Raw genomic sequence first — 13,997 nt, forward strand, 5'->3', positions numbered from 1 at the left:
TCAGCTCAACTCCGAGTCGATGAACCGGAAGATCTCTTCGTCACTGGCGGCCCCGAGCTGCTCGGAGACCGACTCGCGGTCGCCGTCGGAGTGCGGGGTCAGTCGGCTGACCAGGGCCTGGAGCCGGTTCAGCGCGCGCCGTCGGTCGTCCTCGGCGGACACCTCGGCCAGGACTCCGGTCAGCCGGTCGAGTTCCTCGTCCAGCGAGCCGACGGCCGCCGCGGCGGGCACGACCAACTGCCTGCGCAGGTGGTCGGCTAGTGCGGCGGGGGTGGGGTGGTCGAACACCGCACTGGCCGACAGCCGTACGCCGGTGGCCGCGCGGAGCCGGTTGCGCAGGTTGACCGCGGCCAGCGAGTCGAACCCGAGATCGGTGAACGGCCGCCCGGTGGGCAGTGCCGCCGGGTCGTCGTGGCCGAGCACGACGGCGACCTCCCGGCTCACCAGCTCGACGAGTTCGCGCTGCTGCTCGGCCTCGGGCAGCGCGCCGAGCCGGGCGGCCGGCCCGGACCCGGCCGGTGCGTCGGTGACGACGGCGAGACTGTCGCGCACCTCGGGCAGTTCGCCCAGCAGCGCACTGGGCCGGGCGGCGGTGAACGCGGGCGCGAAGACGGCCCAGTCCACGTCGGCCACGGTCACCGCGATGTCGGCGTGCCGCACCGCGTCGGCCAGTGCCTGGAGCGCCTGCCGGGGGGCCAAGGTCAGCACGCCGCGACGGCGCAGCTCCTCGCGGCGCCGGGTCTCGGTGTCGGCGTCCGCCGCACCGAGCCCGGCGCCCTCCCACGGACCCCAGGCGATGGCAGTGGCGGGCAGTCCGCGGGCGTGCCGGTGCTGCGCCAGCGCGTCGAGGTAGGCGTTGGCCGCGGCGAACGCGCCCTGTTCGCTGCCGCCCCAGGTGGCCGCGACGGAGGAGAACAGCACGAACGCGTCGAGGTCACCGGTGAGCCGGTCCAGGTTGGCCGCGCCGCGTGCCTTGGCGTCGAGGGCGGCGGCGACCTCGGCGAGGTCGGTTCCGGTCAGCGGACCGGAGCGCAGCGTGCCGGCGACATGCACCACCGCGGTCAGCGGAGTGTCCGCCGGGATCCCGGCGAGCAGTTCGGCCAGCGCGGTCTCGTCGGCCGGGTCGCAGGTGCTCAGGGTGACCGGGACGCCGAGGTCGTCCGGTACGGCCGCGGCCGGGTCGTCGGTGGTCAGCACCAGCGCCTGCGCGCCGTTGCCGGCCAGCCAGCGGGCCACCGGCAGGCCCATCGGGCCGAGGCCGTCGGTGACCAGCACGGTGCCGGTGGGCCGCCACGGCCGGGCCGGGGTGCGCCCGGCCAGCGGGGCGCGCGCCAGCCGCGGCACCAGGACCCCCGTGGGGCGCACCGCGGCCTGGTCCTCGGTGCCGCCCAGGATCGCGGCCAGCCGGTCCAGTCCGGGTCCCGGGTCCTCGGGCAGGTCGACGATGCCGCCGAACAGTTTCGGGTGCTCCAGCGCGAGGGTGCGGCCCAGGCCCCAGAGCATGGCCTGTTCAGGGTGCGGCAGCCGGTCGGCCGGGGTGGCGGCGACCGCTCCGGCGGTGACCAGCCACAGCGCTGTGCCGGTGTCGGCCAGGGCGCGAACCAGGTCGAGGGTGGCGGCCAGTCCGGCGGGCACGGCGGGCTGCTCCGGGTGCGGGCCCTCGGCCAGGCCCAGCAGGGAGACCACCCCGGACGCCGTGCCGGCCTCGGCCGCTGCGGCGTCCGGGCCGAGCACGCGGACTTCGGCCCCGGCGCAGGTGAGGGCGGCGGCGCAGTCCTCGGCGAGGGTGAGCCCGTCCGGGCTGACGACCAGCCAGGTGCCGGTCAGCACCGTCTCGGCCGTCTCGGCCGGCCGCCAGCGCACGGTGTAGCGCAGGCTGTCGGCGGTGGCGGACGCCTTCTGGGCGGCGCGCCAGGCGGCCAGTCCGGGCAGCACCTCGGCGAGGGGTTCGGCCGGTACGCCGAGCAGGCCGGCCAGCGCCTTCGGGTCGGCCCGGTCGGCGCCGTCGACAGCCGCCCAGAACGCGCCGTCCTCGGCGTCGGTGCCGGTGTGCTCCGGCGCGGCCAGCCAGTAGCGCTGCCGCTGGAAGGCGTAGGTGGGCAGTTCCACCGGGGCGGGCCGCAGGCCGTCGAAGGCGGCGGTCAACCGTACCGGCAGCCCGGCGACGTGAGCCTCGGCGACGGAGAGCAAGAACCGGTCGAGCCCGCCCTCGTCGCGGCGCAGCGAACCGACGACGGTCACCTCGTCCAGCGTCTGGTCGATTCCGGGGGTCAGCACGGGGTGGGGGCTGATCTCGACGAACGCGTGGTGGCCCTGCTCGGCCAGGGCGCGCACGGACTGTTCGAAGTGGACGGTCCGACGCAGGTTGCGGTACCAGTAGTCGGCGTCCAGCGCGGTCGGGTCGGCCCAGTCGGCGGTGACGGTGGAGAACATCGGCACGTTCGCCGCCCGCGGTCGTATCCCGGCGAGGGCTTGGACCAGTCGGGTCTCGATGCGCTGCACCTGCGCGGAGTGCGAGGCGTAGTCCACCGTGATCCGGCGGGCCCGTACGCCGCGCTCGGCGCAGTCGGCGATCAGCCGGTCCAGTCCGGCGGGGTCGCCGGAGACCACTGTGGAGGCGGAGCCGTTGATCGCGGCGACGGTCACCTCGCCGTCGGCGGGCAGCAGGCCGGTCACCTCGTCCGCGGGCAGTGCCACGGACACCATCCCGCCGTGCCCGGTCAGTTCCTCGGCGATGAGCCCGCTGCGGGCGCAGACCACCTTCGCGGCGTCGCGCAGGGACAGCGCCCCCGCCACACAGGCGGCCGCGATCTCCCCCTGCGAATGACCGACCACCGCATCGGGCTCCACCCCGAACGACCGCCACAACGCCGCCAACGACACCATCACCGCGAACGACACCGGCTGCACCACATCCACCCGCTCCAACGACGGCTGACCCACCTCACCCCGCAACACACCCAGCAACGACCAGTCCACGAACTCACCCAACGCCGCCGCACACTCCCCCATCCGCGCCGCGAACACCGGCGAGGACTCCAGCAACTCGACCGCCATCCCCTCCCACTGCGCACCCTGACCGGGGAACACGAACACCGTGCGACCGGCGGCCCCGGCGGTTCCGGTGGCCACGTGGGGCGCGGTGTCCCCGGCGGCCAGCGCGGTCAGCCCGGTGAGCAGTTCCTCGCGATCGGCCGCGACCACCACGGCGCGGCTGGTCAGCGTGGAGCGTCCGGTGGCGAGGGCGGCGGCCGGCTCGACCGGCCCGATGTCCGGCTCGGCGGCCAGCCAGCCGCGCAGTCGGCCGGCCTGGGCCCGCAGCGCGGCCTCGGTGTCGCCGGACAACGGCACCGGCACCACTCGGCGGGGCGCCGGTCGCGGGGCCGGACTCTCCGGATCGGCCTGCTCGATGATCACGTGCGCGTTGGTGCCGCTGATCCCGAACGAGGACACCGCGGCCCGGCGCGGCCGGTCGCGCTCCGGCCAGGGCCGGGCCTCGGTGAGCAACCGGACTCCTCCGGCCGACCAGTCCGCGTGCGGGGTCGGTTCGTCCACGTGCAGGGTGCGCGGCAGCAGGCCGTGCCGCATCGCCTGCACGACCTTGATGACCCCGGCGACCCCGGCGGCGGCCTGGGTGTGACCGATGTTGGACTTGATGGAGCCGAGCCACACCGGGTCGTCCTCGCGGTCCCGGCCGTAGGTCTCCAACAGGGCCCGCGCCTCGATCGGGTCGCCCAGCGCGGTCCCCGTGCCGTGCGCCTCCACCAGGTCCACGTCCGAAGCGGACAGCTCCGCGGCGGCCAGCGCGGTGCGGATCACCCGCTCCTGCGAGGGCCCGTTGGGCGCCGTCAGACCGTTGGACGCGCCGTCCTGGTTCACCGCCGAACCACGCAGCACGCCCAGGATCCGGTGGCCGTTGCGGCGCGCGTCGGACAACCGCTCCACCACCAGCAGGCCGACGCCCTCGGACCACACGGTGCCGTCCGCGTCCGAGGAGAAGGCCTTCACCCGGCCGTCGGCGGCCAGGCCGCGCTGCCGGGAGAACTCGATGAAGGTGCCCGGTGTGGACATCACGGTCGCGCCGCCGGCCAGCGCCAGCGAGCACTCCCCCGCGCGCAGCGCCTGTGCCGCCAGGTGCAGGGTGACCAGCGAGGAGGAGCAGGCGGTGTCCACGGTGACCGCCGGGCCCTGCAGGCCGAAGGTGTAGGCGATCCGGCCGGAGGCGACGCTGCCCGCGGTGCCCGCGCCGAGGTAGCCCTCCACGTCCTGCGGTGTGCTGGGCAGCCGGGTGGCGTAGTCGTGGTACATGACGCCGACGAACACGCCCGTGTCGGTGTCCCGCAACGACATCGGGTCGATGCCGGCGCGTTCCAGCGCTTCCCAGGAGGTCTCCAGCAGCAGCCGCTGCTGCGGGTCCATGGCCAGCGCCTCACGCGGCGAGATGCCGAACAGTCCCGCGTCGAACTCGGCCGCGTCGTGCAGGAATCCTCCCGCGGTCAGGTAGGTGCGGCCGGCCCGGTCGGGGTCGGGGTCGTAGAGCCGTTCGGTGTCCCAGCCGCGGTCGGTGGGGAACGGCGAGATGCCGTCGCCGTCCTCGGCCACCAGCCGCCACAGGTCCTCCGGGGAACCGACCCCGCCCGGGTAGTGGCAGGCCATGCCGACGATGGCGATCGGCTCGTCGGCCGGGCCGGTGCGTCGGGGTGCGGTGCGTGCCGGGACGGCGGCCGTGGTGAGCCTGCCCAGCAGGTACTCGGCGATGGCCGCGATGCTCGGGTGGTCGAAGGCCAGCGTCGGTGGCAGCGGCAGTCCGGTGTCGGCCGCCAGCCGGTTGCGCAGTTCCACCGAGGTCAGTGAGTCGAAGCCGAGGTCGGTGAAGGCCCGCCGGTCGCCCAGTTCGGCCGGGCTGTCGTGGCCGAGGGTGGCGGCCACGGCGCCGCGCACGGTGTCGCGCACCAGCCTGTCGCGGGCGGCCTCGTCGATCCCGGCGAACCGGGCCGCCAGGGCGCCGGTACCCGGGGCGCGGCGGGCCGGGACGCGCACCAGGCCGCGCAGCACCGGGGCCGGTGGCACGGTGCGGGCCTGCTCGCGCAGCGCGGCCCGGTTCAGCCGGACCGGGACGACCAGCGCGGGCCCGCCCGGGACGACGGCGTCGAACAGCCGCATCCCCTCGGCCGGGTCGAGGGGCACCACACCCAGCCGTTCGATGCGCTGCCGGGCGGCGCCGTCCGCGGCGTCGCCCATGCCGCCGGCGCCGGTCCACAGGCCCCAGGCCAGCGACACGGCGGGCAGGCCCGCCGCGCGCCGCCGGGCGGCCAGGCCGTCCAGCACCGCGTTGGCCGCGGCGTAGTTGCTCTGGCCGGGGCTGCCGAGGATCCCGGCGGCCGAGGAGAACAGCACGAACGCCGCCAGGTCCAGTCCGCGGGTCAGCTCGTCCAGGTGCAGCGCGGCGTCCACCTTGGGCCGGAACACGCGGTCGACACGCTCGGGTGTCTGCGCGTCGAGCATCCCGTCGTCCAGCACTCCGGCGGCGTGGACCACGGCGGTCAGCGGGTGCGCTTCGGGGATGCCGGCCAGCGTCGCGGCCAGCGCGTCGCGGTCCGCCACGTCGCAGGCGATCACCTCGGCGGTGGCGCCGAGTGCGGCGAGGTCGGCGACCAGTTCGGTGGCTCCCGGGGTGTCGGGGCCGCGACGTCCGACGAGCAGCAGGTGTCGTACGCCGTGCTCGGCGACCAGGTGCCGGGCCAGCACCGAGCCGAGCGCGCCGGCGCCGCCGGTGATCAGTACGGTGCCCTCGGGATTCCACTCGGCGGGCTCATCGGCGTCGAGGCGGACCAGCCGCGGCACGAGCACCGCTCCGTCGCGTACGGCCAGTTGGGGTTCGCCGGTGGCCAGGGCGGCGGGGTCGGGCATGCTGCCGTCGCTGTCCAGCAGCACGATGCGGCCCGGGTTCTCCGACTGGGCCGAGCGGGCCAGGCCCCAGGCGGCCGCGGCGCCCAGGTCGGTGCCGTCGGTGCCGCCGGAGGTGCGCAGCACCAGCGTGCAGGCTGCGAAACGCTCCTCGGCCAGGAACTCGCGCAGCAGGCCCAGCACCCGGTGGGTGGCGGTGGCGATCCCGGCCGGGTCGTCCTCGACGGCGGGCAGCTCCGCCAGCAGCCACTCCCCCGGTTCGGTCACCGCGGCGAGGTCGAGGTCCGCGCCGAGTTCGGTGGGCGTGGGTCCCTCGGTGCCGGTGCGCACCGGTGTCCAGTCCATGGCGTGCAGCGCCTCGAACCGGGAGTCCGCGGTGCGCGGGTCGGCGGGGATCGGGCGCAACGCGAGGTTGTCGACGGTGAGGACGGGGGCACCGTAGCCGTCGAACGCGGCGATGGCGACGCCGCCGTCGACCGGGGTGAGGCGCACCCGCAGCGCCTCGGCGCCGGGCTGCCAGACGGTCACCCCGGTCCAGGCGAACGGCAGCGCGGCCGTGCTCGCCTCGGGGTCGGTGCCCAGCGCGTGCAGCGCGGCGTCCAGCAGCGCCGGGTGCACCCCGAAGCCCCCGGGTTCGGCCGGGGCGGGCAGTTCCACCTCTGCGGACACCTCGGCGCCGGTGGCGGTGTCCCGCCGCCAGGCCGCGCGCAGTCCGCGGAACACCGGTCCGTACGACAGCCCGCGGTCGGCCAGCAGCTCATACAGGTCGCCCGGTTCGGTCTCGGCCGCCTCCGTCGGGGGCCACTCCTCCAGCGTCGGCGCGGTGCCGGTCGGCGGTTCGACGGCGCCGGTGGCGTGCCGGGTCCAGGGCTCGTCGGTGGTGCCCGCTTCGGCCCGGGAGTACAGGGTCACCGCGCGGCGGCCCTGTTCGTCGGGCGCGCCGAGCACCAGCTGCACCTCGACGTTGCCCGGTTCGGGCAGCACCAGCGGCGCGTCCAGGGTCAGTTCGGTGATCCGGCCGCAGCCCAGTTCGTCACCGGCGCGGGCGACGAGTTCGACGAACGCGGTGCCGGGCAGCAGGGTCCGGCCGGCCACCACGTGGTCGGCCAGCCAGGGCTGGGCGGTGGTGGACAGCCGCCCGGTGAAGAGCACCCCGGCGCCGTCGGCCAGTGTGACGGCCGCGTCGAGCAGCGGGTGACCGACCGGGCCGAGGCCGGCCGAGGCGGCGGAGGGGGGCGCCTCGCCGGTCATCCAGAACCGGCGGTGCCGGAAGGGGTAGGTGGGCAGCGGAACCGGCGCGGGTGCGCGGCCTTCGGTGACCGCGGCCCAGTTCGGGGAGGTGCCGTGCACATGCAGCCGGGCCAGCGTCTCGAGCAGGGCCGGGACTTCCTGCCGGCCGTCGCGCAGCGTGGGCAGCACGATCCGTTCGGCGGTGGGCTCGGTGCCGGGTTCGGTCGCGGGCAGGCAGTCGCGGGCCATCGCGGTCAGCGCCGCGGCCGGGCCGATCTCGACGAACGCGGTGGCCCCGGCCTCGGCCAGGGCGCGCACCGCGGGCAGGAACCGCACGCTGTCGCGGACGTTGGCCACCCAGTGCTCCGGGTCGGTGATCTCCCGCTCCGACAGCGGTGCCCCGGTCACCGTGGACACGACGGGGAGCCGCGGCGCGGCGAACGGGATGCCGGCGACGATGTCCCGGTACTCGGCCAGGATGCCGTCCACGTGCGGGGAGTGCGGGGCCATGGTGACCCGCAGCTGCCGGGTGCGGCGGCCCCGTTCGCGCCAGTGCGCGCCGATCGAGGCGACCGCCTCGGCGTCGCCGGACACCACCACCGAGGCGGGCCCGTTGACCGCGGCCAGCCGCACCTGCCCGGCGTGCGCGGCCAGCACGGGGGCGAGTTCGGCCTCGGTGGCCTGGATGGCGACCATCGCCCCGCCGGAGGTGGCTCTCGCCATCAGCCTGCCGCGGGCGGTGACCAGCTTGGCGGCGTCGGGCAGGGTCAGCGCCCCGGCGACGTGCGCGGCGACGATCTCGCCGACCGAGTGACCGGCCACCAGATCCGGTCGCAGGCCCCAGCTCTCGGCGAGCCGGACCAGTGCGACCTCGACGGCGAACAGCGCGGCCTGGGTGAAGTCGGTGCGGTCGAGCAGTTCGGCCTCGGGGCTGCCCTCGGCCGCGAACAGCACCTCGCGCAGCGGACGGGGCAGGTGCCGGTCGAGTTCGGCGCACACCGCGTCGAACGCCGCGGCGTAGGCGGGGAACTCGGCGGTCAGTGCACGGCCGGCGCCGAGGCGCTGGGAGCCCTGTCCGGGGAACAGGAAGGCCAGTTTCCCGGCGTCGGCGGCGTGGCCGGTGACCACGTCGACGTCGGGGGTGCCCTCGGCGAGGGCGGCCAGCCCGGCGGCCGGGTCGGCCGGCACCGCGGCCCGGTGCGGGTGCGCGGCGCGGGTGGTCAGCAGGGAGTACGCCAGTGCGGCCGGTTCGGTGTCCGGGTGCTCCCCGAGGTGTGTCAGCAGCCGTGCGGCCTGCTCGCGCAGTGCCGCTTCGGTGCGGGCGGAGACCACGACCGGCAGCGGCAGGGCCGGCCGGGCCTGCTCCGTCGGCGCCTCTGCCGGAGCCTGCTCGATGATGACGTGCGCGTTGGTGCCGCTGACGCCGAACGAGGACACCGCGGCGCGGCGGGCCCGGCCGGTCTCCGGCCAGGAGCGCTGTTCGGTCAGCAGGGACACCGCACCGGAGGCCCAGTCCACGTGCGGGCTGGGTTCGGAGACGTGCAGCGTGCGGGGCAGCAGCCCTTCTCGGAGGGCCAGGACCATCTTGATGATCCCGGCGACGCCGGACGCGGCCTGGGTGTGCCCGATGTTGGACTTGACCGACCCGAGCCACAGCGGTTCGCCGTCCCGGTCACGGCCGTAGGTGGCCAGCAGGGCCTGGGCCTCGATGGGGTCGCCCAGGGTGGTGCCGGTGCCGTGCGCCTCCACGACGTCGACGTCCTGTGCCGACAGTCCGGCCGCGCCCAGCGCGGTGCGGATCACCCGCTGCTGGGACGGGCCGTTGGGCGCGGTGAGCCCGTTGGACGCGCCGTCGGAGTTGACGGCGGAGCCGCGCAGCACGGCCAGCACCGGGTGCCCGTTCGCCCGCGCGTCGGACAGCCGCTCCACCAGCAGCATCCCGGCGCCCTCGGCCCACGAGGTGCCGTCGGCGCCGGCGGAGAAGGACTTGCAGCGGCCGTCGGCGGCCAGGCCGCGCTGCCGGGAGAACTCCACGAACAGCCCGGGGGTGGCCATCACGGTGGCACCGCCGGCCAGGGCCAGGTCGCACTCGCCGCGGCGCAGCGCCTGGGCGGCCAGGTGCAGCGCCACGAGCGAGGACGAGCACGCGGTGTCCACGGTCAGCGTGGGGCCTTCCAGGCCGAACGCGTAGGCGAGTCGGCCGGAGGCGACGCTGGCCGCGCTGCCGGTGAGCCGGTAGCCCTCCACGCCCTCGGCGGCGTGGTGCAGCATCGGCCCGTAGTCCTGGCGCATCACGCCGACGAACACACCGGTCTGGCTGCCGCGCACCGAGTCCGGGTCGATCCCGGCGCGTTCGAAGGTCTCCCAGGTGGTCTCCAGCAGCAGCCGCTGCTGCGGGTCGGTGGCCAGCGCCTCGCGCGGGTTCATGCCGAAGAACTCCGCGTCGAAGCCGGCGGCGTCGCGCAGGAACCCGCCGTGCCGGGTGTAGGAGGTGCCCGGCCGGTCGGGGTCCGGGTCGAACAGCGAGTCCAGGGCCCAGCCGCGGTCGGTCGGGAACTCGGTGATGCCGTCGCCGCCGTCGAGCAGGAACCGCCACAGCTGTTCCGGGGTTCGGATGTCCGGCGGGAACCGGCACGCCATGCCGACGATCGCGAGGGGCTCGTCGGTGGCGGCGCCGGTGCGCGCCGGGGGCCGCGCCGCGGGGACGGGGTCCTCGGGCCGGTCCCGGCGTAAGTACTCGGCCAGGGCGGTGGGCGTCGGAAAGTCGAACGCCAGGGTGGCCGGCAGCGGGGTGCCGGTGGCCGCGGTGAGCCGGTTGCGCAGTTCCACCGCGGACAGCGAGTCCACACCCAGCGCGCGGAACTCGGCCCGCGGGTCGACGGTGCCGGCGTCGGCGTGGCCGAGGACGGCGGCGGTCTCGGCGCGCACCAGCGCCAGCAGTTCCTCGGCGGTCAGGTGGGCCGGGCTACCGGGCGTACCGGGCACGGTCGCGGCGGCGGCCTGGCGCCGCGGGGTGCGGACGAGGCCCCGCAGCAGCGGTGGCACCAGCGCCGGGTCGGCGGTACGGAGTCGGACCTTGGCCGGCAGCAGCACCGGGTCGTCCACGGCCAGCGCGGTGTCGAACAGGGCCAGCGCCTCCTCGGCGGACAGCGCCTGCACTCCGGCGCGGGCCATCCTGGCCAGGTCCGACGGGGACAGTTCGCCGGTGATGCCGCTGGGCGGGGCCCACAGGCCCCAGGCCAGCGACTGGGCGGGCAGTCCGGCGGCGCGCCGCTGCCCGGCCAGCGCGTCCAGGCAGGCGTTGGCGGCGGCGTAGTTGGCCTGTCCGGGGCCGCCGAGGGTGCCGGTGGCGGAGGAGAACAGCACGAACGCGGCCGGGTCGTGCCCGCGGGTCAGCTCGTCGAGGTGGGCCGCGGCGGCCACCTTCGGCCGCAGCACCGCGGCCAGCCGCTCCGGGGTCAGCGCGGTGAACAGCCCGTCGTCGGCGATCCCGGCCGCGTGCACCACGGCGGTGAGCGGGTGTTCGGCGGGGATGTCGGCCAGCAGCGCGGCGAGCGCGTCCCGGTCGGCGGCGTCGCAGGCCACGACGCGCACCTCGGCGCCGAGTCCGGTGAGTTCGGCGGCCAGTTCCGGGGCGCTTCCGCGGCGGCTGGTCAGCAGCAGGTGCCGGATGCCGTGCTCGCGCACCAGGTGCCGGGCCACCAGCCCCCCGAGCGTGCCGGTACCGCCGGTGATGAGCGCGGTGCCCCGGGGGTCGAGCCTGCGGGGCAGGGTGAGGACCAGCTTGCCGGTGTGCCGGGCCTGGCTGAGGAACCGGAACGCGTCCGTGGCGCGGGCGATCGGCCACACCGACGGCGGCGGCGCGGTCAGGGCGCCCGCCTCGAACAGTTCCAGCACCGCGACCAGCAGCCGCTGCATCTCGTCCGGCGGCACCTGCATCAGGTCGAACGGGCGGTAGTCGATGTCCGGGAAGTCGGCCGGGTCGCGCAGGTCGGTCTTGCCCATCTCCAGGAACCGGCCGCCGGAGCGCAGCAGTGCCGCGGAGGCGTCGACGAACTCGCCGGACAGCGAGTTGAGTACGACGTCGACCGGCCCGAACTTGGCGACGAAGCCGGTGTCGCGGGAGGAGGCGATGTGCGCGTCGTCCAAGCCGAGTTCGCGCAGGATGTGCCACTTGCCCGGGCTCGCGGTGCCGTAGACCTCGGCGCCGAGGTGCCGGGCCAGCCGCACGGCGGCCATGCCGACACCGCCGGCCGCGGAGTGGATCAGCACCGACTCGCCGGCCCGCAGCCCGGCGAGGCCGACCAGGCCGAGGTGGGCCGTGAGGTGCGCGATCGGCATGGCGGCGGCCTGCTCGAACGTCCAGCCTTCCGGGATCGGTGCGACGCGTGCCCGGTCGGCCACCGCGACGGGGGCGAACGCGTCGCCGAACAGGCCGGTGACCGGGGTGCCCGGGGCGAGGTCGGTGACGTCGGCGGCCACCTCGATGACCACTCCGGCGCCCTCGCCGCCGAGGGCGACCTCACCGGGGTACATGCCCAGGGCGATGAGCACGTCGCGGAAGTTCAGCCCGGCGGCACGCAGCGCGATGCGCACCTGACCCGGTCCCAGCGGGGCGGCCGCGGCCGGGGCGGGCACCAGCGCGAGGTTGTCCAGGGTGCCGGGACGGGTCACGGCCAGCCGCCAGTGCGGGTCCGCGGGCGGCACCAGCTCGGGCCGGACGAGCCGCGGGGTGAGCGGCGCGCCCCCTCGCAGCGCCACCTGGGGTTGGGCGAGGGCCGGCGCGGTGGGGAGCGCGCGGCGGGATTCGGTGGTGTCGTCGAGGTCGGCCAGCACGATCCGGTCGGGCTGTTCGGCCTGCGCGGCGCGCAGCAGCCCCCACACCGCCGCGCCGCCCGGATCGGCCGGGTGGTCGGCGGGTTCGGTGGCGACCGCCCCGGTGGTGACCACGAGCAACCGGGCGGGCGCGGGGGTGGCGGCCAGCCAGTCCTGCACCTGTCGCAGCACGGTGGAGGTGATCTGTTCGGGGGGCTGCCCCGCCGGTACGGCCAGCACGGTGATGTCGGCGGCACCGTCGCCGTCGTCGCCGGTGAGGCCGATCCCGACGGCGCGCAGATCGGTGGCCAGGGTCTCGGGCAGTGAGCCGGAGACCGCCCAAGAGCCGGTGGCCGGTTCGGCGGGGGCCGGGGTGGTGTCCCAGTCCAGCCGGAACAGCGAGTCGCGGGGCACCCGGCCGTCCGGTCGGCCGGCGGCGGCGCGCAGCGTGAGCGAACCGACCGAAGCGACCGGAGAACCGGTGGCGTCGAACAGGTCAAGCGCGACGGTGCCCTCGCCCGCGGGGGTGAGCCGCACCCGGGCGACGGACGCTCCGCCGGCGTGCAGCCGGACGTCGGCCCAGGAGAAGGGCAGCCGCGCGGTGCCGGTGTCGTCGTTGAGCGCGAGCGCGTGCAGGGCGGCGTCCAGCAGCGCGGGGTGCAGCCCGAACTCGCCGGCCCTGTCCCGGTGTTCGTCGGGCAGGGCGACCTCGGCGAGGATGTCCGCGCCGCGCCGCCAGGCCGCGCGCAGGCCCTGGAACGCCGGGCCGTAGTCCAGGTCGCGGGCGGCGAGGTCGGCGTAGGCGGTGTCGACGGCCAGCGGGGTGGCGTCCCGCGGTGGCCAGGCCTCTTCCGCGGCGACGGGTTCGGTCGGGCCGACGGCGAGGGTACCGGTGGCGTGCAGCGTCCACGCCTCGTCCTCGGACGCGTCCTCGGCCTGTGCGTAGATGTCGAAGGCGCGGCGGCCGGAGTCCTGGGCCTCCCGGACGGCCACCTGCAACCGGACCGCGCCGGTGTCGGTGAGCACGAGCGGCGCCCGTAGAACGAGTTCCTCGACCCGGTCGCACCCGACCCGGTCGGCGGCCTTCACGGCCAGTTCCACGAACGCGGTGCCGGGCAGCACGATCGCGCCGGAGACGCGGTGGTCGGCCAGCCAGGGCTGGGACGGCACCGACAGCCGACCCGTGAGCAGGTAGGCGTCGGCCCCGGCCAGCGCGGTGGCCGCGCCGAGCAGCGGGTTGCCCCCCGGGAGCAGCCCGACGGCGCCGAGGTTGTTCCCGGCGGCCGATTCCAGCCAGTAGCGGCGGCGTTGGAAGGCGTACGTGGGCAGCTCGACCCGGGCCGCGGCGGGCAGGTACTCCGCCCAGTCCACCGTGCCGCCGTGCGCATGGAAGCGGGCCAGACCCGTCGCCAGGGTCACTGATTCCGGCTGGCCGCGGCGCAACAGCGGGACGAACACCGCCGTGGCGTCCTCAGGCAGACACTCCGGCCCCACAGAACTGAGCGCTGCGTCCGGACCGATCTCCACGAACCGCGTCACACCCTGCGCATGCAAATGCCCCACCGCGTCGGCGAAGCGCACCGTGTCGCGGACATTACGCACCCAGTAGTCGACATCTACGGGTGCCGCACCGACTCCCACCGTCGACACGAACGGGATACGCGGCTCGCCGAAAGAGAGATTCGCTATCGCGTCACGGAAACGATCCAGCACCGGCTCCATCAACGGCGAATGGAAAGCATGACTGACCCGCAGCCGCGTGCTGCGCCAGCCCCGCTCCCCCGCCCGCTCCGCCACAACGTCCACCGCCGACTCCGCACCCGAAACCACCACCGAGCGCAGACCGTTGACCGCCGCGATCCCCACCTCACCCGACAACACCCCGGCGACCTCCGCCTCCGTGGCATTCACCGCCAGCATCGCCCCACCCGCCGGCAACCCCTGCATCAACCCCGCCCGCGCACACACCAACGTGACCGCATCCTCCAGCGACAACACCCCCGCCACATGCGCCGCCGCCACCTCACCCACCGAATGCCCCACAA

1 protein-coding gene is annotated in these 13,997 nt (G+C 75.8%); it reads right to left on the minus strand.

The genetic code is table 11. The features are described 5' to 3' along the window. On the minus strand, positions 1 to 13,995 hold the full coding sequence (locus tag ACGFNV_RS17330; RefSeq protein ID WP_393623309.1) for a type I polyketide synthase: 13,995 nt from the start codon (positions 13,993 to 13,995) through the stop codon (positions 1 to 3). Positions 13,996 to 13,997 lie beyond the last annotated feature (2 nt).

The sequence above is a fragment of the Streptomyces sp. NPDC048751 genome (genome assembly GCF_043198595.1).
Classification (GTDB): domain Bacteria; phylum Actinomycetota; class Actinomycetes; order Streptomycetales; family Streptomycetaceae; genus Streptomyces.